This window comes from Streptococcus mitis, assembly GCF_047464945.1.
Taxonomy (GTDB): Bacteria; Bacillota; Bacilli; order Lactobacillales; family Streptococcaceae; genus Streptococcus; species Streptococcus mitis_EA.
The window spans coordinates 1-24,390 of sequence record NZ_JASHAX010000005.1 but is presented as its reverse complement, the minus strand read 5'-3'; the positions used below and the strand labels follow the sequence as shown (position 1 = coordinate 24,390).

The window sequence follows — 24,390 nt, the reverse complement described above, 5'->3', positions numbered from 1 at the left end:
ATTGGTCGATTTTTTTAATATTCTTCCATTTTCTTAGGTTGATAGGCTAGCATACCTAAACAAATAAATAGTACTAATATAACGGCAAGGAAAATGACTTGATGATGAATATTTCCTGTCATAGAGATTGTTTGTCGTAATCCAGAAACTGAATAACTCATTGGTAACCAAGGATTGATGGCTCTAAAGAAATCATTTGTCAAAGCAAGTGGATAAGTACCTGCACTTGATGCTAACTGTAATAAAAGCAAAATAAGAGAAAAGAAAGCTCCTATACGGCTATTCCATGTTGTTAAAGCAGTCACCATGGACATGAATACTAAACTTGTTAGGATAATGAGAATAAATGTTCTCATCTCATGATTAGCCGTTAGACCAATAAGATGAACTCCTCCATATACCAAAATTCCTGCCAAAACAGCTATAATACCATTTATTTCTGCTCGAGATTTCAACCAAGCCCAACGACTCTCTGGATGACGTCCTGAAGGCAGCTTCGCAAAGATCATATTCGTTGATATTGCTGCAACAAAGAGAGCAACTGATATCATATAAGGAGCCATTGCGATTCCATTTACATGAACTTGGTCATTGTCTGTTTTGGAAAGATTGAGTGGATTTGACAAAATCTCTGCATTTTTAGATTCCGTTGATGCTGATTTAAGTTGATCACTAGCATTACTTAGTCCTTGTCCTAAAGAAGCAGCTCCTGTCTGTAAACCTTCCAATCCAGAAGTTAACTTTGTTCCACCTTCTGCTAGTTTCCCAGCTCCATCTGCCAATTTATTAGCTCCACTTTCTAATTGAGAAGCACCTGAAATTAACTGACTGGATTTGTCAGCTAATTGACCAGATCCTGATTGTAATTTATCAACTCCTGCCATTAATTCTTGACTCTTTTGATTCAATTGGTTAGAGCCAGTTGATAATTTTTCAATACCAGATACTAATTCTGGAGTTTTTTTAGCTAATTTTTCAATACCAGATACTAATTCTGGAGTTTTTTTAGCTAATTGACCAACTCCTGCTGTCAAGCTAGAAGATTTTTGTGTCAAGGTGTTTAAGCCTGAAACTAGTTGATCCAAACTACCTGTCAAGGTGGAATTTTTTTCACTTAGTTGACTTGCACCCTGAGAAACTTTATCAACACCTATAGTATATGCCTTTACACCTGATGCAATTGACTGACTGGCAGGAACTAATTTGCTAGTAACAGCTCCTTGTATCTCTGTTAATCCACTTGACAATCCTGTCAAAGAAGTAGAAGCAAGCGGTAATACTTGATTAGCTTGATTTTTTAACGTCGAAAGATTTGAAGATTGATTTTGTAAGTTTTCTAAACTTCCCTGTAAACCTTGTACTAAAGCTATAATTGACTGAGCCGATTGAATACTATCAGTCGAATTTTGAGATACAGAAGCACTTATCTCAGCTTGTTGCTCACTTGTCAAGGATTGATAAGCTGCTGTTGATTGAATATTGGCTAATGTAGTTGCTTTTTCAGACTGAGCACTTACTAGCATTTGATTAGAAAGAGATACTATACTTGATAAAACAGAATCTAACTGTTTTGTATCTCCAACATCAATATTTTGAATAACTTGATTTAACTGATTCAGACCAGAAGATAATTGATTAATTTGATCTTTTTGCCCAGACGAAGCATCTAACTTACTAGAAAGTTGTTGAATCCCTTCACTTAATTGCTCCACCCCCATTCGAAGGGTAGCTGATTGATTAGATAACTGACTCGCACCTGTTGCAAGATTTCCCACTCCATTTGTATAGGCACTAACACCAGATGAAAATTGAGTAAGACCTGCATTAAGCTGAGAAACACCGCCGGTATAGGATTCTACACCAGTATATAATTGATTGATTCCTCTTACTAATTCAGGACTTTTAGAAGATAATTGATTAATTCCCCTCACTAATTCAGGGCTTTTAGAAGATAATTGACCTAATCCGCTATCTAATTGACTCACTGCACCAGTATATGTAACTAAACCACTATTAAAATTCCCTAAGCCAAGATGAAGTTGTTCAACACCAGAGACATAAGAGGATAATCCTTTAGTAAACTGCTCCGTTCCATTTGAAAATGTTAAACTTGAATCTGCTAAAGAGTGCAGGTTGGTAGTTAATGTTTGACTTCCTGTCACTAATTGATTCGCTCCATCAGTTAATTTTTCACTACCTGAAGCTGCTTGACTCATGCCATCCTTTAAATCGATCATTTTGTTAAATAAAGCTTTGGTATAGGTCTCGGTTACATTGGTAGAGACATTCTGCTTTAATTGTGTCATTGCAGAATCACTCATCTTGCTGGCAATAAAGCTATGACCACTTGAAGTCTGATAATCAATTTGCATTTGCTCTGGATGATCCGTTAAAATAGAAGCTGCTTTTTCAGACAAGTCACTTGGCAAAGTGACTAACATATAATAATCACCGTTTTCTAGACACTTGTTACCTTCTTCTTCACTGACAAAATGAAAATCCAAGGTTTTATTTTCTTTTAAATTGGACACCATGTCTTTTCCTATTGCCATAGTATTATCATTATAGGAAGCCTCTTTATCATTATTGACAACTGCCACAGGTAAGTCAGACACTTGACCATATGGATCCCACATTGAGGATAAAAATATGATATTGTACAGAGCGGGAATAAGAGAAATCCCTATCATGACAATAATAAAAGTTGGTTTTTTAAAAATTGCTTTCCATTCTTTAAACATAGTTTCTCCTTTTTTAAACATATTGTCTAAAATTTTGATATAATAGATTATACAATAAAAAATCTAAATTACAAGATAAAAAATCCATTTTTAGACATATAGTCTAATTTGTTTATAAGGAGGAAATATGCAAGAAAGTAACAAACGCTTAAAAACAAAGCGAACTATTGAAAATGCTATGGTAGAATTACTGATGGAACAACCATTTGATCAAATTTCTACTGTCAAGTTAGCAGAAAAAGCCGGAATTAGTCGTTCCAGCTTCTATACTCACTATAAGGATAAGTATGATATGATTGAGCACTATCAAAGCAAGCTATTTCATACATTTGAATATATTTTTCAAAAACATGCTCATCACAAAAAAGATGCTATTCTAGAAGTATTTGAATATCTAGAGTCAGAACCACTTCTGGCTGCTCTGCTTTCTGAAAATGGGACTAAAGAAATCCAAAATTTCTTACGAAATAAACTTCATATCATGCTCAGCACAGATTTACAAAAGCGATTTATGCAACTAAATCTCAATACCACTGAATTAGAATATAGTAGCATCTATCTAACTCATGCACTTTTTGGTGTCTGTCAAACTTGGATTGCACATGGAAAAAAAGAAAGTCCTCAAGAAATAACAGACTTCCTTATGAAGATGCTTGGTGATACAAATTGATACAAAAAGAGGAACACAGTTGTGTTCCCTTTTATCTATACTCCGCCAGTAGGACTCGAACCTACGACATCATGATTAACAGTCATGCGCTACTACCAACTGAGCTATGGCGGATAAAATAGTCCGTACGGGATTCGAACCCGTGTTACCGCCGTGAAAAGGCGGTGTCTTAACCCCTTGACCAACGGACCTTCTATCTGTAGCAGATATAACCATTATATCAATTTCTTACTAATTGTCAATCACTTTTGAGATTTTTTCTCTAAAATATCTTTCAATTTTCTAATTTTTAATCTTGAAATAGGACAACGATGGTCTTCATAGAAAACAATTTCTAAGTTTTTTCGATCAATCTCTCTGATATTGCCTATATTTACCAAAAATGACTTATGAGGAGAATAAAATCGCTGAGTATGTTTGTCCTTTTCCTGAATATCTGTCATTGTTCCATAGAACTCTTTTGCAAAATTCTTACCAATAATGCGCAATTTATGAGATACTCCTGTCGTTTCAATATACAGAATGTCATGGTAAGGGATTTTTAAATCATTTCCCTTATAATTGTAGTCAAAATAATCTACAACATCTTCATTTTCAAGTAACATACTCTTCGTGTAGAAGATATTTTGCTCAATTCTCTTCTTAAACATCTCATCATTGATATCCTTATCAACAAAATCTAGGGCTGATACCTGGTATTTATAGGTTAGAGTCGCAAACTCTGATCGACTGGTGATAAAGACGATAATAGCGTAAGGATTGTAATGACGAATGAGCTGAGCCACTTCAAATCCCTTTTTCTCAATTCCATGAATATCAATATCTAGGAAATAAAGCTGATTTACTTCATCGTTTTCAATGTATTCTTCAAATTCACGGACTTTTCCCGTTGTCTTGTATGATATTGGAATATTCGACTCTTTCGAAATTTCATCCAATATTCTCTCTAGTCTCACTTGATGTTCAATAACATCTTCTAAAATTAAAACTTTCATTCAAATTCCCTCTTAAATCTAATGATTTGTCTAAATGTACTGCCTTCCATCTCTGTTTCTAAAATGATATTGTTGTACTTATCTAGTAGTTCTTTCACATTATTTAATCCAATTCCACGATTTCTTCCCTTAGTGGAGAATCCTAAGGCAAATAGATCTCCTGAAGGAGTCATCGTCATTTTACATGAATTCTGAATCACAATCACTGTTTCAGTTTCCATCTTAATAACTGCTACTTCCATCTGCTTTTTATAACTATCAGCCGATCCTTCGACAGCATTGTTCAATAAAACACTCATGATACGAACCAAATCCAATAGTTCAATTGGAAGCTTGGTAATCGTATCTTTTACTTCCAGTGTAAACTCTACACCATTATTTCGAGCATAGACAATGGACTGAGCAACCAAACTTCGTAAAGCTGAATCTTCTATGTTGTTCAAATCAAAGTAAGTGTACTTATCTGAACGCAGTTTATGATTGGCTTTGACCAAAACTTCATTGTAAACTCTGTCAATTTCCTGTAAATTACCACTGTCAATTGCCATCTGCATGCTGACAAGCATTCCAGCATAATCATGTCGAAAACCACGGATTTCATTATACAGTCCGACAATTTCATCTGTATAATTCTGTAAATGTTTCTGTTCAAATTTCTTCTGCTTCAAAGCAATCTCTTTCTCCATTTGATCTTTATGAGAATTCATTGCAAAGAAGGTCAAAAGGAGAGAAATAAAGACAATAGATGACAAAATACTTCCAAAACTATTCAAATGTTTAACCGTACTTACTATATCTGAAACGAAAGATGCAGTATGGAGCAATAGTAAAGCAAAAAATACTTTTTTCAAGAAGGGATAAAGGTAGTCCTTATCAAAATAGTTTAGTTCTAGATGGAAATAATGAATGATTTTTAAGATAACAACATAAGTCAACACCGTTACAACGAAAAAGAATGGGTAATAATATTGTAAAACAAAATTGTCTCCTGTTATAGAGGAGAAAGTTACGGACAGAAAGTTATGAGTGCTCTCATATAAAAGAGATAGTAGTAAACTTAGAAATAGTCCTCTATCCCTCTCATACTGTTTCATCCATCGAAAATAGGAATATAAGCCCAAAGGAAGTAAAAATGTTGCAGTCCCTAACCCATCCAAATTTAGAAGATAAAAGGAAAGTTCAAGTACTATTTCAGTTAGTAATGTATAAGCACCAAAAACGTATAGTTCTTTTCTATTTATTTGACCTTTACAAATTAAACGGTAACTGTGACTAATAATTAAAAAATGAACAATAACTATCCCAAATCCAAATAAATCCATTACTCTTTCTCCTTATTTCATTACTTTTTTCGTAGGAAAAGAAAATCAAGGAGGATTTTTGGTAGCCTACTTTCCCCACCTTGAATCTCCTGCAAGTCTTTTTCCTTCAAGTCTACAAACTGTTCCAATTTAACTGTGTTTTTCATAATAAAATCTCCTAAAATGTTTTTTTCTTGTAAGCTAACTTACAAAAACCATTATACAAAATGGAATTTCATTTTAGATAAAATTCTCTCAACTGTCATTTTTTTCTCCCCAAGTGTACTTTTTTAAGAAAAAAGCCGGGAAAATTCCCAGCTTTGCTACTATATTGATCCCAGCAGGATTCGAACCTGCGACCGTTCGCTTAGAAGGCGAATGCTCTATCCAGCTGAGCTATGAGACCTAACACAATCATTCTACCAAAAATTCAATTAAAAGTCAATTTTCTATTTATGGTAGGGTGATCCCTGCTGAATCGTAAAAGCGCGATAGATTTGTTCAACAAGAACCAATCTCATTAACTGATGGGGCAAGGTTAAACGACCAAAACTGACAGAAAGATTAGCTCTCTTTTTTACATCCTGTGCTAACCCCAGACTCCCTCCAATGATAAAGGTAAGAGTAGAAAATCCTTTTATAGAAGCTTCTTCTAACCGCTTACTAAATTCTTCTGAAGAAAGTGTTTTCCCCTCAATGGCTAACACAATAACAAAATCACGGTCACCAACTTTTGATAAAATTCTCTGACCTTCTATTTCTAAAATCTTTTGATTTTCTGACTCACTAGCCCTATCTGGTGTTTTTTCATCTGCTAGCTCAATCATTTCAAGCTTAGCAAATCGAGAAATTCGTTTTGAATACTCTGCGATACCATCTTTTAAATACTTTTCTTTCAGTTTCCCAACTGTTACAACTTTAATTTTCATGACTCTATTCTAACATATTCTCTATTTTTTCACATCTTATTCACAAAACAAAAGGTTAAATTTCACCTAGAAAATCACAGATTTTTAAAAGTTATCCACAATCTGTGAAAAACTTTTGTGTTTAAGTTATAATTAAGCTAGTCAGTTTATACTTTCAGTAATTTCAAATAAATGGAGGCAAATATGAAACATCTAAAAACATTTTACAAAAAAGGGTTTCAATTATTAGTCGTTATCGTCATTAGCTTTTTTAGTGGAGCCTTGGGTAGTTTTTCAATAGCTCAACTAACTCAAAAAAGTAGTGTAAGCAACTCTAACAACAATAGCACCATTACACAGACTGCCTATAAGAACGAAAATTCAACAACACAGGCTGTTAACAAAGTAAAAGATGCTGTTGTTTCAGTTATTACTTATTCAGCAAACAGACAAAATAGCGTATTTGGAAATGATGATACTGACACAGATTCTCAACAAATCTCTAGTGAAGGATCTGGGGTTATTTATAAAAAGAATGATAAAGAAGCTTATATTGTCACCAATAATCACGTTATAAATGGCGCCAGCAAAGTAGATATTCGTTTGTCAGATGGAACTAAAGTACCCGGAGAAATTGTCGGAGCGGACACTTTCTCTGATATTGCTGTCGTCAAAATCTCTTCAGAAAAAGTGACAACAGTAGCTGAGTTTGGTGATTCTAGCAAGTTAACCGTAGGAGAAACTGCTATTGCCATCGGTAGCCCATTAGGTTCTGAATATGCTAATACTGTCACTCAAGGTATCGTATCTAGTCTCAATCGAAATGTATCCTTAAAATCTGAAGATGGACAAGCCATTTCTACAAAAGCCATCCAAACTGATACTGCTATTAACCCAGGTAACTCTGGTGGCCCACTGATCAATATTCAAGGGCAGGTTATTGGAATTACCTCAAGTAAAATTGCCACAAATGGAGGTACATCTGTAGAAGGCCTTGGTTTTGCAATCCCTGCAAATGATGCTATCAATATTATTGAACAGTTGGAAAAGAACGGAAAAGTGACGCGTCCAGCTTTGGGCATCCAAATGGTCAATCTCTCAAATATTAATACAAGTGATATTAGAAGACTGAATATTCCAAGCAGTGTAACATCTGGTGTAGTTGTTCGTTCTGTGCAAAGTAATATGCCTGCAAATGGTCACCTTGAAAAATACGATGTTATTACAAAAGTAGATGACAAGGAGATTTCTTCATCAACAGACTTACAAAGTGCTCTTTACAATCATTCTATCGGAGACACTATTAAAATAACTTACTATCGTAACGGTAAAGAAGAAACTACATCTATTAAACTTGACAAGAGTTCAGGCGATTTAGAATCTTAATTGACATCTATGTAAAGAAAGCTTTACATAAGAGAAAAGATGTGTTAGTGTAGAATCATGGAAAAATTTGAAATGATTTCTATCACGGATATACAAAAAAATCCCTATCAACCTCGAAAAGAATTTGATGGAGAAAAACTACATGAACTAGCACAGTCTATCAAAGAAAATGGGGTCATTCAACCGATTATTGTTCGTCAATCTCCTGTTATTGGTTATGAAATCCTTGCAGGAGAGAGACGCTATCGGGCTTCACTTTTAGCTGGTCTAAGGTCTATCCCAGCTATTGTTAAACAGCTTTCAGACCAAGAGATGATGGTCCAGTCCATTATTGAAAATTTGCAGAGAGAAAATTTAAATCCTATAGAAGAAGCACGCGCCTATGAATCTCTCGTAGAGAAAGGATTCACCCATGCTGAAATTGCAGATAAAATGGGAAAGTCTCGTCCATATATCAGCAACTCCATTCGTTTGCTTTCCTTGCCAGAACAGATTCTCTCAGAAGTAGAAAATGGCAAACTATCACAAGCACATGCTCGTTCTCTAGTTGGGTTGAATAAGAAACAACAAGACTATTTCTTTCAACGAATTATAGAAGAAGACATTTCTGTAAGGAAGTTAGAAGCTCTTCTGACAGAGAAAAAACAAAAGAAACTGCAAAAAAATGATCATTTCATACAAAATGAAGAAGAACAATTAAAAAAACTACTCGGATTCGATGTAGAAATCAAAATGTCTAAAAAAGATAGTGGAAAAATTATTATTTCTTTTTCAAATCAAGAAGAATACAGTAGAATTATCAACAGCCTGAAATAAGGCTGTTCTTTTATTTTTTTATCTCACAAGGTTATCCACTATTTTTTTCAATAAAAAGCTTAATAAATCAATAGTTTCTGCTTTTATCCCCAACCTGTGGATAAAACTTGGTAACATTGTGGATTATTTTTCACAGCTTGTGGAAAATTCTTGTTCTCTATGGTAAAATAGGTCTAGTATTAAACTTTTAAATAGTAAAGGAGGAGAAAGGATTGAAAGAAAAACAATTTTGGAATCGTATCTTAGAATTTGCTCAAGAAAGACTGACTCGATCCATGTATGATTTCTATGCTATTCAAGCTGAACTCATCAAGGTAGAGGAAAATGTTGCCACTATATTTTTACCACGATCTGAAATGGAAATGGTCTGGGAAAAACAACTAAAAGATATTATTGTCGTTGCTGGATTTGAAATTTATGATGCTGAGATTACTCCCCACTATATTTTCACTAAACCTCAAGATACGACTATCTCACAAGTTGAAGAAGCTACAAATTCAACTCTTTATGATTATAGTCCAAAGTTAGCATCTATTCCTTATTCGGATACTGGGTTAAAAGAAAAGTATACCTTTGATAATTTTATTCAAGGGGATGGAAATGTTTGGGCAGTATCAGCCGCTTTAGCTGTCTCTGAAGATTTGGCTCTGACCTATAACCCTCTTTTTATCTATGGAGGACCTGGGCTTGGTAAGACTCACCTGTTAAACGCTATTGGAAATGAAATTCTAAAAAATATTCCAAATGCGCGTGTCAAATATATACCTGCTGAAAGCTTTATTAATGACTTTCTTGATCACCTAAGACTTGGTGAAATGGAAAAGTTTAAAAAAACCTATCGTAGTCTTGATCTTTTGTTAATCGATGATATCCAGTCACTCAGCGGAAAAAAAGTCGCAACTCAGGAAGAATTTTTCAATACCTTTAACGCCCTTCATGACAAGCAAAAACAGATTGTCCTAACCAGTGATCGTAGTCCAAAACATCTAGAAGGGCTCGAGGAGAGGCTTGTCACGCGCTTTAGTTGGGGATTGACACAAACTATCACGCCCCCTGACTTTGAAACACGTATTGCCATTTTACAAAGTAAAACGGAACATTTAGGCTACAATTTCCAAAGTGATACTCTAGAATACCTAGCTGGGCAATTTGATTCAAATGTTCGAGATCTTGAGGGAGCCATCAACGACATCACTTTAATTGCCCGAGTAAAAAAAATCAAGGATATCACTATTGATATTGCTGCAGAAGCTATTAGAGCTCGCAAACAAGATGTTAGCCAAATGCTCGTCATCCCAATTGACAAAATCCAAAATGAAGTTGGTAACTTTTATGGTGTCAGCGTCAAAGAAATGAAGGGAAGCAGACGCCTTCAAAATATTGTGTTAGCCCGTCAAGTAGCCATGTATTTATCTAGAGAACTAACAGATAATAGTCTTCCAAAAATTGGGAAGGAATTTGGTGGAAAAGATCATACAACAGTCATTCATGCCCATGCAAAAATTAAATCTTTGATTGATGAAGACGATAATTTACGTTTAGAAATTGAATCAATCAAAAAGAAAATAAAATAACTTGTGGATAACTTTCGCTTTTTTATCTTTTTTATCCACATTTTTTAAACAAGCCAAAAAACTTGATATGACTTGTTTAAAGTCTGTTTTCCACAGATTTCACAGACTCTATTATTACTATTATCCTTCTAATACTAAAAATAAATAAAGGAGAATCCATGATTCATTTTTCAATTAATAAAAATTTATTTCTACAAGCATTGAATACAACTAAGAGAGCTATTAGTTCTAAAAATGCCATTCCTATTTTATCAACTGTCAAAATTGACGTGACCAATGAAGGTGTTACTTTAATTGGTTCAAATGGTCAAATTTCAATTGAAAATTTTATTTCTCAAAAAAATGAAGATGCTGGTCTATTAATTACTTCTTTAGGTTCGATCCTTCTTGAAGCTTCTTTCTTTATCAATGTGGTATCTAGCCTACCTGATGTGACTCTTGATTTTAAAGAAATTGAACAAAATCAAATTGTTTTAACCAGCGGCAAATCAGAAATTACCTTAAAAGGAAAAGATAGCGAACAGTATCCACGAATCCAAGAAATTTCAGCAAGCACTCCTTTGGTTCTTGAAACAAAATTGCTCAAGAAAATTATCAATGAAACAGCTTTTGCTGCAAGTACACAAGAAAGTCGTCCAATTTTGACAGGTGTTCATTTTGTATTGAGTCAACACAAAGAGTTAAAAACAGTGGCAACAGACTCTCATCGTTTAAGCCAGAAAAAATTAACGCTTGAGAAAAATAGTGATGATTTTGATGTCGTGATTCCTAGCCGCTCTCTACGCGAATTTTCAGTGGTATTTACAGATGATATTGAAACTGTAGAGATTTTCTTTGCTAACAATCAAATCCTCTTTAGAAGTGAAAATATTAGTTTCTACACACGTTTGTTAGAAGGAAACTATCCTGACACAGATCGTTTGATTCCAACAGACTTTAACACTACAATTACTTTTGATGTTGTAAACTTACGCCAGTCAATGGAACGTGCTCGTCTTTTATCAAGTGCGACTCAAAATGGTACTGTGAAACTTGAAATTAAAAATGGGATTGTTAGCGCCCATGTTCACTCTCCAGAAGTTGGTAAAGTAAACGAAGAAATCGATACTGATCAGGTTACTGGTGAAGATTTGACCATTAGTTTCAACCCAACTTACTTGATTGATTCTCTTAAAGCTTTAAATAGCGAAAAGGTGACCATTAGCTTTATCTCAGCTGTTCGTCCATTTACTCTTGTGCCAGCAGACACTGACGAGGACTTCATGCAGCTCATCACCCCAGTTCGTACAAATTAAGTGAAAGAGGTTGAGCCTAGCTCGCCTCTTTTATGATATAATCGAAAAAGAAAAGGAGAGTAGTATGTATCAAGTTGGAAATTTTGTTGAGATGAAAAAACCACATGCTTGTACCATCAAATCAACAGGTAAAAAAGCAAATCGTTGGGAAATTACACGTGTAGGAGCAGATATCAAAATCAAATGTAGTAATTGTGACCATGTTGTCATGATGGGGCGCTATGATTTTGATCGAAAAATGAATAAAATTATTGACTGAGCATCCTTAGTTAGAGGGTTAGCAAGTTTTCCCTTTTTGTGTTATAATATTAGGGATTGAAATGAAAACGGAGAATGAGAAAATATGGCTTTAACAGCAGGTATCGTTGGTTTGCCAAACGTTGGTAAATCAACACTATTTAATGCAATTACAAAAGCAGGAGCAGAGGCAGCTAACTACCCATTTGCGACTATTGACCCAAACGTTGGAATGGTGGAAGTTCCAGATGAACGTCTACAAAAATTGACTGAAATGATTACTCCTAAAAAGACAGTTCCAACAACATTTGAATTTACAGATATCGCAGGAATTGTAAAAGGAGCTTCAAAAGGAGAAGGGCTAGGGAATAAATTCTTGGCCAATATTCGTGAAGTAGATGCGATTGTTCATGTAGTTCGTGCTTTTGATGATGAAAATGTCATGCGCGAGCAAGGACGTGAAGATGCCTTTGTGGATCCACTTGCAGATATTGACACCATTAACCTAGAATTGATTCTTGCTGACTTAGAATCAGTCAATAAGCGCTATGCACGTGTAGAAAAGATGGCACGTACGCAAAAAGATAAAGAATCAGTAGCAGAATTCAATGTTCTTCAAAAGATTAAACCCGTCCTTGAAGATGGAAAATCAGCTCGCACCATCGAATTTACAGATGAAGAACAAAAAGTTGTCAAAGGTCTCTTCCTTTTGACGACTAAACCAGTTCTCTATGTTGCCAATGTGGATGAGGATGTGGTTTCAGAACCTGACTCTATCGACTATGTTAAACAAATTCGTGAATTTGCAGCGACAGAAAATGCTGAAGTAGTCGTTATTTCTGCGCGTGCTGAGGAAGAAATTTCTGAGTTAGACGATGAAGACAAGAAAGAATTTCTTGAAGCACTTGGATTGACAGAATCAGGCGTTGACAAGTTGACTCGTGCAGCTTACCACTTGCTTGGACTGGGAACTTATTTTACAGCTGGTGAAAAAGAAGTTCGCGCTTGGACCTTCAAACGTGGTATGAAGGCTCCTCAAGCAGCTGGTATTATCCACTCAGATTTTGAAAAAGGCTTTATTCGTGCAGTAACCATGTCATATGAGGATCTCGTAAAATACGGATCTGAAAAGGCCGTAAAAGAAGCTGGACGCTTGCGTGAAGAAGGTAAAGAATATATCGTCCAAGACGGAGATATCATGGAATTCCGCTTTAATGTCTAAAAATTTAATGAATAGTATCAATTAGGTTGGAAAAAAATTCCAACCCTTTTGGCTTTTGAAAGGACAAATAAATGACCAAATTACTTGTAGGATTAGGAAATCCAGGGGATAAATATTTTGAAACAAAACACAATGTTGGTTTTATGTTGATTGACCAACTAGCGAAAAAACAGAATGTCACATTTACACATGATAAGATATTTCAAGCTGATCTAGCATCATTTTTCCTAAATGGAGAAAAAATTTATCTTGTCAAACCAACGACATTTATGAATGAAAGTGGAAAAGCGGTCCATGCTTTATTGACTTATTATGGTTTGGATATTGAAGATTTACTCGTTATTTACGATGACCTTGACATGGAAGTTGGGAAAATTCGTTTAAGAGCAAAAGGTTCAGCAGGTGGTCATAATGGTATCAAGTCTATTATTCAACATATTGGAACCCAAACCTTTAATCGTATTAAGATTGGAATCGGAAGACCTAAAAATGGTATGTCAGTTGTTCACCATGTTTTGAGTACCTTTGACAAGGATGATTATATTGGTATTTTACAGTCTATTGACAAGGTTGACGATTCTGTAAACTACTATTTAAAAGAGAAAAACTTTGAAAAAACGATGCAGAGGTATAACGGATAAATGGTGACCTTATTAGATTTATTCTCAGAAAATGATCAGATAAAAAAATGGCATCAAAATCTGACAGATAAGAAAAGACAATTAATGTTAGGCTTGTCAACTTCTACAAAAGCTTTAGCAATTGCTAGTAGTTTGAGACAGGAAGATAAGATTGTGTTGTTGACGTCAACTTATGGAGAAGCAGAAGGACTTGTTAGTGATCTTATATCTGTCTTGGGTGAGGAACTTGTCTATCCATTTTTGATAGATGACTCCCCTATGGTCGAGTTTTTGATGTCTTCACAAGAAAAAATCATTTCACGGGTTGAAGCCTTGCGTTTTTTGACTGATTCATCTAAGAGAGGGATTTTAGTTTGTAATATCGCAGCAAGTCGATTGATTTTACCGTCTCCAAATGTATTCAAAGATAGTATTGTAAAAATCTCAGTTGGTGAAGAATATGACCAAAATGCACTTATCCATCAGTTAAAAGAAATCGGCTATCGAAAGGTTACACAAGTACAAACTCAAGGCGAATTTAGTCTTCGAGGAGATATTTTAGATATTTTTGAAATATCCCAGTTAGAACCTTGCCGAATTGAGTTTTTTGGTGATGAAGTCGATGGTATTAGGTTATTTGAAGTCGAAACACAATTATCGAAAGAAAATCAGACAGAACTCACCATATTTCCAGCTAGCGACATAATTTTGAGAGAAAAGGATTATCAACTAGGTCAATCAGCTTTAGAAAAACACATTTCGAAGACTTTATCACCGATTTTGAAATCATACCTAGAAGAAATTCTTTCAAGTTTTCACCAAAAACAAAGTCATGCAGATTCTCGGAAGTTTTTATCTTTATGCTATGATAAGACATGGACTGTCTTTGATTATATTGAAAAAGATACTCCAATATTCTTTGATGATTATCAAAAATTGATGAATCAGTATGAAGTCTTTGAAAGAGAATTAGCGCAGTACTTTACAGAAGAATTACAGAACAGTAAAGCATTTTCTGAGATGCAGTATTTTGCAGATACAGAGCATATCTATAAAAAACAGAGTCCGGTTACCTTTTTCTCTAATATGCAAAAGGGTTTAGGAAATCTCAAGTTTGATCAAATTTATCAATTTAATCAATATCCTATGCAGGAGTTTTTCAATCAATTTTCTTTTCTAAAAGAAGAAATTGAACGATATAAAAAAATGGATTACACCATTATTCTGCAGTCTAGCAATTCAATGGGAAGTAAAACATTGGAGGATGTTTTAGAGGAATACCAGATTAAATTGGATTCCAGAGATAAGTCAAGTATTTGTAAAGAATCTGTAAACTTAATTGAGGGTAATATCAGACATGGTTTTCATTTTGTAGATGAAAAGATTTTATTGATAACTGAACATGAGATTTTTCAAAAGAAATTGAAACGTCGTTTTCGAAGACAACATGTTTCAAATGCAGAGAGATTAAAAGATTACAATGAACTTGAAAAAGGAGATTACGTTGTTCACCATATCCATGGAATTGGTCAATATCTAGGGATTGAAACAATTGAAATCAAAGGGATTCACCGTGATTATGTTAGTGTTCAATACCAAAACGGGGATCAAATCTCTATCCCAGTGGAACAGATTCATCTACTGTCTAAATATGTTTCAAGTGATGGGAAAGCACCTAAACTAAATAAATTAAATGATGGTCATTTCAAAAAAGCAAAGCAAAAAGTTAAGAACCAGGTAGAGGATATAGCTGACGATTTAATTAAACTCTATTCTGAGCGTAGTCAGTTGAAGGGCTTTGCTTTCTCAGCTGATGATGAAGAGCAAGTTGCTTTTGATGATGCTTTCCCTTATGTTGAAACCGATGATCAACTTCGTAGTGTTGAGGAAATCAAGAGAGATATGCAGGCTTCTCAGCCAATGGATCGACTTTTAGTTGGGGATGTTGGTTTTGGGAAGACTGAAGTTGCTATGCGTGCAGCCTTTAAGGCAGTCAATGATCACAAACAGGTTGTCGTCTTAGTTCCGACGACGGTTTTAGCGCAACAGCACTATACAAATTTTAAGGAACGATTCCAAAATTTTGCAGTTAATATTGATGTGTTGAGTCGCTTTAGAAGTAAAAAAGAGCAGACCGAAACACTTGAAAAATTGAAAAACGGTCAAGTTGATATTTTGATTGGAACCCATCGTATTTTGTCAAAAGATGTTGTGTTTGCTGATTTGGGCTTGATGATTATTGATGAGGAACAGCGATTTGGTGTCAAGCATAAGGAAACCTTGAAAGAACTGAAAAAACAAGTAGATGTCCTGACCTTGACAGCAACGCCAATTCCTCGTACCCTTCACATGTCTATGCTGGGAATCAGAGATTTGTCTGTTATTGAAACTCCGCCGACTAATCGTTATCCAGTGCAAACCTATGTTTTAGAAAAGAATGATAGTGTCATTCGTGATGCTGTTTTGCGTGAAATGGAGCGTGGAGGTCAAGTTTACTATCTTTACAACAAAGTTGACACGATTGACCAGAAGGTTTCAGAATTACAGGAGTTGATTCCAGAGGCTTCGATTGGTTATGTTCATGGTCGAATGAGTGAAATCCAGTTGGAAAATACTCTACTAGACTTTATTGAGGGACAATACGATATCTTGGTGACGACTACCATTATTGAGACAGGGGTGGACATTCCAAATGCTAATACTTTATTTATTGAAAATGCGGACCATATGGGCTTGTCAACCTTGTATCAGTTAAGAGGAAGAGTCGGTCGTAGTAATCGTATTGCTTATGCCTATCTCATGTATCGTCCAGAAAAATCAATTAGTGAAGTCTCTGAAAAGAGATTAGAAGCGATTAAAGGATTTACAGAATTGGGATCCGGATTTAAGATTGCGATGCGAGATCTTTCGATTCGTGGAGCAGGGAATCTCCTAGGAAAATCCCAGTCTGGTTTCATTGATTCTGTTGGTTTTGAATTGTATTCGCAGTTATTAGAGGAAGCTATTGCTAAACGAAACGGTAATGCTAACACTAACACAAGAACCAAAGTGAATGCTGAGTTGATTTTGCAAATTGATGCCTATCTTCCTGATACTTATATTTCAGACCAACGACATAAGATTGAAATTTACAAGAAAATTCGTCAAATTGACAACCGTGTCAATTATGAAGAGTTACAAGAGGAGTTGATAGACCGTTTTGGAGAATACCCAGATGTAGTAGCCTATCTTTTAGAGATTGGTTTAGTCAAGTCATATTTGGACAAGGTCTTTGTTCAACGTGTGGAAAGAAAAGAAAATAAGATTACAGTTCAATTTGAAAAAATTACTCAGCGATTGTTTTTGGCTCAAGATTATTTTAAAGCTTTATCCGCAACGGACTTAAAAGCAGCCATAGCTGAGAATAAGGGATTAATGGAAGTTGTGTTTGATATCCGAAACAAGAAGGACTATGAAATTTTAGAAGGTCTGCTCATTTTTGGAGAAAGTTTATTAGAGATAAAAGAGTCTAAGAAAGAAAATTCCATTTGATATTTTTCTTCTATAAAATAGATAAAAATGGTACAATAATAAGTTGAGGTAATAAGGATGAGATTAGACAAATATTTAAAAGTATCGCGAATTATCAAGCGTCGTACAGTCGCAAAAGAAGTAGCAGATAAAGGCAGAATCAAGGTGAATGGAATCTTGGCCAAAAGTTCAACGGATTTGAAAGTTAATGACCAAGTTGAAATTCGCTTTGGCAATAAGTTGCTACTTGTAAAAGTACTAGAGATGAAAGATAGTACAAAAAAAGAAGATGCAGCAGGCATGTATGAAATTATCAGTGAAAAACGGGTAGAAGAAAATGTCTAAAAATATTGTACAATTGAATAATTCTTTTATTCAAAATGAATATCAACGACGTCGCTACCTGATGAAAGAACGACAAAAACGGAATCGTTTTATGGGGTGGGTATTGATTTTGATTATGCTATTATTTATCTTGCCAACTTTTAATTTAGCGCAGAGTTATCAGCAATTACTCCAACGACGTCAGCAATTAGCAGACTTGCAAACTCAGTATCAAACTTTGAGTGATGAAAAGGATAAGGAGACAGCATTTGCTATCAAGTTGAAAGATGAGGATTATGCTGCCAAATATACACGAGCGAAGTACTATTATTCTAAGTCGAGGGAAATAGTTTATACGATTCCTGACTTGCTTCAAAGGTGATAAAATGGAAAATTTACTAGACGTAATTGAGCAATTTTTGAGTTTATCAGATGAAAAGCTGGAAGAGTTGGCTGATAAAAATCAATTATTGCGTTTACAAGAAGAAAAGGAAAGGAAGAATGCGTAAATTCTTAATTATTTTGTTGCTACCAAGTTTTTTGACCATTTCAAAAGTCGTTAGCACAGAAAAAGAAGTAGTCTATACTTCAAAAGAAATTTATTACCTTTCACAATCTGACTTTGGTATTTATTTTAGAGAAAAATTAAGTTCTCCTATGGTTTATGGAGAAGTTCCTGTCTATGCGAATGAAGATTTAGTAGTGGAATCTGGAAAATTGACTCCCCAAACAAGTTTTCAAATAACCGAGTGGCGCTTAAATAAACAAGGAATTCCGGTATTTAAGCTATCAAATCATCAATTTATAGCTGCGGACAAACGATTTTTATATGATCAATCAGAGGTAACTCCAGCAATAAAAAAAGTATGGTTAGAATCTGACTTTAAACTGTATAATAGCCCTTATGATTTAAAAGAAGTGAAATCATCCTTATCAGCTTATTCGCAAGTATCAATCGACAATACCATGTTTGTAGAAGGAAGAGAATTTCTACATATTGATCAGGCTGGATGGGTAGCTAAAGAATCAACTTCTGAAGAAGATAATCGGATGAGTAAAGTTCAAGAAATGTTATCTGAAAAATATCAGAAAGATTCTTTCTCTATTTATGTTAAGCAACTGACTACTGGAAAAGAAGCTGGTATCAATCAAGATGAAAAGATGTATGCAGCCAGCGTTTTGAAACTCCCTTATCTCTATTATGCGCAAGAAAAAATAAATGAGGGTCTTTATCAGTTAGATACGACTGTAAAATATGTATCTGCAGTCAATGATTTTCCAGGTTCTTATAAACCAGAGGGAAGTGGTAGTCTTCCTAAAAAAGAGGATAATAAAGAGTATTCTCTCAAGGACTTAATCACAAAAGTATCTAAAGAATCTGATAATGTAGCTCATAATATATTGGGTTATTACATTTCAAACCAATCTGATTCCACATTCAAGTCCAAGATGTCTGCCATTATGGGAGATGATTGGGATACAAAAGAAAAATTGATTTCTTCCAAGATGGCCGGGAAGGTCATGGAAGCTATTTATAATCAAAATGGATTTGTGTTAGAGTCTTTGACTAAAACAGATTTTGATAATGAGAGAATTGCCAAAGGTGTTTCTGTGAAGGTAGCTCATAAAATTGGGGATGCGGACGAATTTAAGCATGATACGGGTGTTGTCTATGCAGATTCTCCATTTATTCTTTCTATTTTCACTAAAAATTCTGATTATGATACGATTTCTAAGATAGCCAAGGATGTTTATGAGGTTCTAAAATGAGGGAACAAGATTTTTTAAATCATTTTCTCAAGAAGGGATATTTCAAAAAGCATACTAAGGTGGTGCTAGCTCTTTCTGGTGGGTTAGATTCTATGTTTCTATTTAAGGTATTATCTACTTATCAAAAAGAGTTAGAAATTGAATTGATTCTAGCTCATGTGAATCATAAGCAGAGAGTAGAATCAGATTGGGAAGAAAAGGAATTAAGGAAGTTGGCTACTGAAGCAGAGCTTCCTATTTATATCAGCAATTTTTCAGGAGAATTTTCAGAAGCACGTGCTCGACATTTTCGTTATGATTTTTTTAAAGAGGTCATGAAAAAGACAGGTGCGACAGCTTTAGTCACTGCCCACCATGCTGATGATCAGGTGGAAACGATTTTGATGCGTTTGATTCGAGGGACTCGCTTGCGCTATCTATCAGGAATTAAGGCGAAGCAAGTAGTCGGAGAGATAGAAATCATTCGGCCCTTCTTGCATTTTCAGAAAAAAGACTTTCCACAAATTTTTCACTTTGAAGATACATCAAATAAGAAAAATCATTATTTTCGCAATCGTATTCGAAACTCTTACTTACCAGATTTAGAAAAAGAAAATCCTCGATTTAGAGATGCAATCTTAAGTATCGGTAATGAAATTTTAGATTACGACTTAGCTATAACTGAATTATCTAACAATATTGATGTAGAAAATTTAGAGCAGCTATTGTCTTACTCTGAGTCTACACAAAGAGTTTTACTTCAAACTTATCTGAATCGTTTTCCAGATTTGAATCTCACAAAAGCTCAGTTTGAAGAAGTTCGGCAAATTTTAAAAACTAAAAGCCAGTATCGTCATCTGCTTAAAAATGGCTATGAATTGATAAAAGAGTATCGACAGTTTCAGATTTGTAAAATCAGTCCGCAGGCTGATGAAAAGGAAGATGAACTTGTGTTACACTATCAAAATCAGGTAGCTTATAAAGGATATTTATTTTCCTTTGGACTTCCTTTAGAAGGTGAATCAATTCAACAAATACCTGTTTCACGCGAAACATCCATACACATTCGTCATCGAAAAACAGGAGATGTTTTGATTCAAAATGGACATAGAAAAAAACTCAGACGTCTATTTATCGATTTGAAAATCCCTATGGAAAAGCGAAAATCTGCTCTGATTATTGAGCAATTTGGTGAAATTGTTTCAATTTTGGGAATTGCGACCAGTAATTTGAGTAAAAACACGAAAAATGATATAATGAACACTGTACTTTATATAGAAAAAATAGATAGGTAAAAAAATGTTAGAAAACGATATTAAAAAAATCCTTGTTTCACACGATGAAATTACAGAAGCTGCTAAAAAATTAGGTGCTCAATTAACCAAAGACTATGCAGGAAAAAATCCGATTTTAATTGGGATTTTAAAAGGATCTATTCCTTTTATGGCTGAATTGGTCAAATATATTGATACACATATTGAAATGGACTTCATGATGGTTTCTAGCTACCATGGTGGAACAGCAAGTAGTGGTGTTATCAATATTAAACAAGATGTGACTCAAGATATCAAAGGAAGACATGTTCTATTTGTAGAAGATATCATTGATACAGGTCAAACTTTGAAGAATTTGCGAGATATGTTTATTGCAAGAGAAGCAGCTTCTGTTAAGATTGCAACCTTATTGGATAAACCAGAGGGACGTGTTGTAGAAATTGAGGCAGACTATACCTGCTTTACTATCCCAAATGAGTTTGTAGTAGGTTATGGTTTAGACTACAAAGAAAATTATCGTAACCTTCCTTATGTTGGAGTATTGAAAGAAGAAGTGTATTCAAATTAGAAAGAACAATTTTTAATGAAAAAACAAAATAATGGTTTAATTAAAAATCCTTTTCTATGGTTATTACTTATTTTTCTCCTAGTTACAGGTTATCAGTATTTTAGTACAGGTAGTGTTGCAGGGAAAAGTGAGCAAATTAATTATACAGAATTGGTAAAAGAAATTACCGATGACAATGTAAAAGAATTGACTTACCAACCAAATGGCAGTGTTATCGAAGTTTCAGGTGTTTATAAAAATCCTAAAACAAGTAAAGAAGAAACAGGCATTCAGTTCTTTTCTCCATCTGCTACAACAGTAGAGAAATTTTCAAGTATTATTCTTCCTTCAGATACTACAGTATCCGAATTGCAAAAGCTTGCTTCTGATCATAAAGCGGAAGTAACTGTTAAGCATGAAAGTTCAAGTGGTATGTGGATTAATATTCTTGTATCCATTGTACCATTCGGAATTCTCTTCTTTTTCCTATTCTCTATGATGGGAAATATGGGAGGAAATAATAGCCGTAATCCAATGAGTTTTGGACGTAGTAAGGCTAAAGCCGCAAATAAAGAAGATATTAAGGTAAGATTCTCAGATGTTGCTGGAGCTGAGGAAGAAAAACAAGAACTAGTTGAAGTTGTTGAATTCTTAAAAGATCCAAAACGATTTACAAAACTTGGAGCCCGTATTCCAGCAGGTGTTCTTTTGGAGGGGCCTCCAGGAACAGGTAAAACTTTGCTTGCTAAGGCAGTAGCCGGAGAAGCAGGTGTTCCATTCTTTAGTATTTCAGGTTCTGACTTTGTAGAAATGTTTGTCGGAGTTGGAGCTAGTCGTGTTCGTTCTCTTTTTGAAGATGCCAAAAAAGCAGCACCAGCTATTATCTTTATCGATGAAATTGATGCTGTTGGACGTCAACGTGGAGTCGGTCTTGGCGGAGGTAATGACGAACGTGAACAAACATTGAACCAACTCTTGATTGAGATGGATGGTTTTGAGGGAAATGAAGGAATTATTGTCATCGCTGCGACAAACCGTTCAGATGTACTTGACCCTGCCCTTCTGCGTCCAGGACGTTTTGATAGAAAAGTCTTGGTTGGTCGCCCTGATGTTAAAGGTCGTGAAGCAATCTTGAAAGTTCACGCTAAAAATAAACCTCTGGCAGACGATGTTGATTTGAAACTAGTTGCTCAACAAACTCCAGGTTTTGTTGGTGCTGATTTAGAGAATGTCTTGAATGAAGCGGCTCTAGTTGCTGCTCGTCGCAATAAATCAATAATTGATGCCTCAGATATTGATGAAGCAGAAGATAGAGTTATTGCTGGTCCTTCTAAGAAAGATAAGACAGTTTCACAAAAAGAACGTGAATTGGTTGCTTACCATGAGGCAGGACATACCATTGTTGGTCTAGTCTTATCGAATGCCCGCGTTGTCCATAAGGTTACAATTGTACCACGAGGCCGTGCAGGTGGATACATGATTGCACTTCCTAAAGAGGATCAAATGCTTCTATCTAAAGAAGATATGAAAGAGCAATTGGCTGGCTTAATGGGGGGACGTGTAGCTGAAGAAATCATCTTTAATGTCCAAACTACAGGAGCTTCAAACGACTTTGAACAGGCGACACAAATGGCGCGTGCAATGGTTACAGAGTACGGTATGAGTGAAAAACTTGGCCCAGTACAATATGAAGGAAACCATACTATGTTTGGTGCACAGAGTCCTCAAAAATCAATTTCAGAACAAACAGCTTATGAAATAGACGAAGAGGTTCGTTCATTATTGAATGAAGCAAGAAATAAAGCTGCTGAAATCATCCAATCAAATCGTGAAACTCACAAGTTGATTGCAGAAGCATTATTGAAATACGAAACATTGGATAGTACACAAATTAAATCTCTTTACGAAACAGGAAAGATGCCTGAAACAGTAGAAGAAGAATCACATGCACTATCCTATGATGAAGTAAAGTCAAAAATGAATGACGAGAAATAACCCAAAGAGAGGCAAGACCTCTCTTTTTTGTGCAGTTGAGGAGCTAAAGGGTGCAGAATGGATGAAATGTGCCAAAAGTGTTTTTGAATTTGTTAGACTGTACACAGAAAGGGGAAGATTATGCTTAAAGAATTGTATGAAGAAGTCCAAGGGATTGTGTACAAGTGTAGAAATGAATATTACCTTCATTTATGGGAGTTATCGGATTGGGACCAAGAGGGAATGATTTGCTTACATGAATTGATTAGTAAAGAAGAAGGATTAGTAGAAGATATCCCTCGCTTACGTAAATATTTCAAAACCAAGTTTCGAAATCGAATTTTAGACTATATCCGTAAGCAAGAAAGCCACAAACGAAGATATAATAAAGAGCTTTATGAAGAAGTGGGTGAGATTAGTCATCGTATAAGTGAGGGAGGACTCTGGCTAGATGACTATTATCTCTTTCATGAAACACTAAGAGATTATAGAAGTAAACAAAGTAAAGACAAACAAGAAGAGTTAGAACGCGTCTTAAGAGATGAACGCTTTCGAGGGCGTCAAAGAGTGCTAAAGGACTTACGTATTGTGTTTAAAGAGTTTGACATCCGTACTCATTAGGAATTCATGCAAAAAAGTAAAAAAAGTTTAAAAAAGTAGTTGACAAAAAATAAAAAGTCGGTATAATAGTAAGAGTTGAAAATAACAACTCTGGTCCGTTGGTCAAGGGGTTAAGACACCGCCTTTTCACGGCGGTAACACGGGTTCGAATCCCGTACGGACTATGGTATGTTGCAGTTGGAACACTTGATGAAAAAAAGTTTTAAAAAAAGTTTCAAAAAAGTGTTGACAAGCGAAAGCGACTGTGATATACTAATATAGTTGTCGCTTGAGAGAAGCGAGCGACAAAGACCTTTGAAAACTGAACAAGACGAACCAATGTGCAGGGCACTACAACTAAGGTTGTAGTACTGAACAATGAAAAAACAATAAATCTGTCAGTGACAGAAATGAGTGAGAACTCAAACTTTTAATGAGAGTTTGATCCTGGCTCAGGACGAACGCTGGCGGCGTGCCTAATACATGCAAGTAGAACGCTGAAGGAGGAGCTTGCTTCTCCGGATGAGTTGCGAACGGGTGAGTAACGCGTAGGTAACCTGCCTGGTAGCGGGGGATAACTATTGGAAACGATAGCTAATACCGCATAATAGTAGATGTTGCATGACATTTGCTTAAAAGGTGCAATT

At 35.2% G+C, this 24,390-nt stretch carries 22 protein-coding genes, 4 tRNA genes and 1 rRNA gene; 19 read left to right on the top strand and 8 right to left on the bottom strand.

All coding sequences use genetic code 11. The features are described 5' to 3' along the window. Positions 1-14 precede the first annotated feature (14 nt). Positions 15-2,741: a YhgE/Pip family protein gene (locus QM424_RS06935; RefSeq protein WP_414393857.1), complete on the bottom strand. Its 2,727-nt coding sequence runs from the start codon at positions 2,739-2,741 to the stop codon at positions 15-17. Positions 2,742-2,868: 127 nt separating this feature from the next. On the opposite strand from QM424_RS06935, the gene QM424_RS06930 reads away from it, so the two are divergent. Beyond that, positions 2,869-3,411, top strand: coding sequence for a TetR/AcrR family transcriptional regulator (locus tag QM424_RS06930; RefSeq protein WP_414393855.1), 543 nt, complete (start codon positions 2,869-2,871; stop codon positions 3,409-3,411). A gap of 40 nt (positions 3,412-3,451) precedes the next feature. On the opposite strand, the gene QM424_RS06925 is transcribed toward QM424_RS06930, so the two are convergent. From QM424_RS06925 to rlmH, 7 genes are all read right to left on the bottom strand, one after another. Then, positions 3,452-3,525, bottom strand: a tRNA-Asn gene (locus QM424_RS06925). Positions 3,526-3,530: 5 nt separating this feature from the next. Then, positions 3,531-3,602: transfer RNA gene (locus tag QM424_RS06920), tRNA-Glu, on the bottom strand. Positions 3,603-3,653: 51 nt separating this feature from the next. Continuing rightward, positions 3,654-4,406 carry a competence system response regulator transcription factor ComE gene (gene comE, locus QM424_RS06915; RefSeq protein ID WP_000866065.1) on the bottom strand — a complete coding sequence of 251 codons (753 nt, stop codon included), beginning with the start codon at positions 4,404-4,406 and terminating at the stop codon, positions 3,654-3,656. Next, positions 4,403-5,728 carry a competence system sensor histidine kinase ComD gene (comD, locus tag QM424_RS06910; RefSeq protein WP_414393853.1) on the bottom strand — a complete coding sequence of 442 codons (1,326 nt, stop codon included), beginning with the start codon at positions 5,726-5,728 and terminating at the stop codon, positions 4,403-4,405. Before comD ends, comE begins: the two co-directional genes overlap by 4 nt. Positions 5,729-5,748: 20 nt before the next feature. Further along, positions 5,749-5,874 carry a competence-stimulating peptide ComC gene (comC, locus tag QM424_RS06905; RefSeq protein ID WP_261045746.1) on the bottom strand — a complete coding sequence of 42 codons (126 nt, stop codon included), beginning with the start codon at positions 5,872-5,874 and terminating at the stop codon, positions 5,749-5,751. A 165-nt stretch (positions 5,875-6,039) separates the two neighbouring features. Beyond that, a tRNA-Arg gene (locus tag QM424_RS06900) sits at positions 6,040-6,113 on the bottom strand. Between the two features lie 43 nt (positions 6,114-6,156). Further along, positions 6,157-6,636 (bottom strand): 23S rRNA (pseudouridine(1915)-N(3))-methyltransferase RlmH, encoded by a 480-nt coding sequence (gene rlmH, locus QM424_RS06895; protein WP_414393850.1) that lies wholly within the window; start codon positions 6,634-6,636, stop codon positions 6,157-6,159. A 183-nt stretch (positions 6,637-6,819) separates the two neighbouring features. On the opposite strand from rlmH, the gene htrA reads away from it, so the two are divergent. The 18 genes from htrA to QM424_RS06805 all read left to right on the top strand — a co-directional run. Continuing rightward, entirely contained in the window at positions 6,820-8,001 is a 1,182-nt protein-coding gene (gene htrA, locus QM424_RS06890) for a serine protease HtrA (RefSeq protein WP_414393848.1), read from the top strand. Positions 8,002-8,058: 57 nt separating this feature from the next. Further along, the gene (locus tag QM424_RS06885) at positions 8,059-8,817 is read left to right on the top strand and encodes a ParB/RepB/Spo0J family partition protein (RefSeq protein WP_414393846.1); all 759 of its coding nucleotides are present in this window, start codon (positions 8,059-8,061) and stop codon (positions 8,815-8,817) included. A 212-nt stretch (positions 8,818-9,029) separates the two neighbouring features. Continuing rightward, complete coding sequence (gene dnaA, locus QM424_RS06880; protein ID WP_000660610.1) at positions 9,030-10,391, top strand: chromosomal replication initiator protein DnaA; 1,362 nt, start codon at positions 9,030-9,032, stop codon at positions 10,389-10,391. A 158-nt stretch (positions 10,392-10,549) separates the two neighbouring features. Continuing rightward, on the top strand, positions 10,550-11,686 hold the full coding sequence (dnaN, locus tag QM424_RS06875; protein WP_101782441.1) for a DNA polymerase III subunit beta: 1,137 nt from the start codon (positions 10,550-10,552) through the stop codon (positions 11,684-11,686). Between the two features lie 64 nt (positions 11,687-11,750). After that, a complete protein-coding gene (locus tag QM424_RS06870; RefSeq protein ID WP_000285186.1) occupies positions 11,751-11,945 on the top strand; it encodes a DUF951 domain-containing protein in 195 nt (64 codons plus the stop codon). Between the two features lie 84 nt (positions 11,946-12,029). Continuing rightward, positions 12,030-13,145: a redox-regulated ATPase YchF gene (gene ychF / locus QM424_RS06865; RefSeq protein ID WP_261194007.1), complete on the top strand. Its 1,116-nt coding sequence runs from the start codon at positions 12,030-12,032 to the stop codon at positions 13,143-13,145. Positions 13,146-13,216: 71 nt separating this feature from the next. Further along, on the top strand, positions 13,217-13,786 hold the full coding sequence (gene pth, locus QM424_RS06860; RefSeq protein ID WP_414393843.1) for an aminoacyl-tRNA hydrolase: 570 nt from the start codon (positions 13,217-13,219) through the stop codon (positions 13,784-13,786). Further along, entirely contained in the window at positions 13,787-17,296 is a 3,510-nt protein-coding gene (gene mfd / locus QM424_RS06855; protein WP_414393841.1) for a transcription-repair coupling factor, read from the top strand. A 57-nt stretch (positions 17,297-17,353) separates the two neighbouring features. Next, complete coding sequence (locus QM424_RS06850; RefSeq protein WP_414393839.1) at positions 17,354-17,620, top strand: RNA-binding S4 domain-containing protein; 267 nt, start codon at positions 17,354-17,356, stop codon at positions 17,618-17,620. Continuing rightward, positions 17,613-17,981, top strand: coding sequence for a septum formation initiator family protein (locus QM424_RS06845; RefSeq protein WP_414393837.1), 369 nt, complete (start codon positions 17,613-17,615; stop codon positions 17,979-17,981). Before QM424_RS06850 ends, QM424_RS06845 begins: the two co-directional genes overlap by 8 nt. 4 nt (positions 17,982-17,985) lie before the next feature. Continuing rightward, on the top strand, positions 17,986-18,108 hold the full coding sequence (locus tag QM424_RS06840) for an SP_0009 family protein (protein ID WP_000429334.1): 123 nt from the start codon (positions 17,986-17,988) through the stop codon (positions 18,106-18,108). Continuing rightward, positions 18,101-19,369: a serine hydrolase gene (locus QM424_RS06835; protein ID WP_414393835.1), complete on the top strand. Its 1,269-nt coding sequence runs from the start codon at positions 18,101-18,103 to the stop codon at positions 19,367-19,369. The genes QM424_RS06840 and QM424_RS06835 overlap by 8 nt, the downstream gene beginning before the upstream one ends. Further along, positions 19,366-20,643, top strand: coding sequence for a tRNA lysidine(34) synthetase TilS (tilS, locus tag QM424_RS06830; protein ID WP_414393833.1), 1,278 nt, complete (start codon positions 19,366-19,368; stop codon positions 20,641-20,643). The genes QM424_RS06835 and tilS overlap by 4 nt, the downstream gene beginning before the upstream one ends. 4 nt (positions 20,644-20,647) lie before the next feature. Beyond that, positions 20,648-21,190, top strand: coding sequence for a hypoxanthine phosphoribosyltransferase (gene hpt / locus QM424_RS06825; protein WP_414393831.1), 543 nt, complete (start codon positions 20,648-20,650; stop codon positions 21,188-21,190). Positions 21,191-21,205: 15 nt separating this feature from the next. Next, positions 21,206-23,164 (top strand): ATP-dependent zinc metalloprotease FtsH, encoded by a 1,959-nt coding sequence (ftsH, locus tag QM424_RS06820; protein ID WP_414393829.1) that lies wholly within the window; start codon positions 21,206-21,208, stop codon positions 23,162-23,164. Positions 23,165-23,284: 120 nt separating this feature from the next. Further along, positions 23,285-23,764, top strand: coding sequence for a sigma-70 RNA polymerase sigma factor region 4 domain-containing protein (locus QM424_RS06815; RefSeq protein ID WP_414393827.1), 480 nt, complete (start codon positions 23,285-23,287; stop codon positions 23,762-23,764). 92 nt (positions 23,765-23,856) lie between these two features. Then, positions 23,857-23,928 (top strand) — tRNA-Glu (locus QM424_RS06810). Positions 23,929-24,172: 244 nt separating this feature from the next. Then, positions 24,173-24,390: ribosomal RNA gene (locus QM424_RS06805) — 16S ribosomal RNA — on the top strand; the annotation flags it as partial.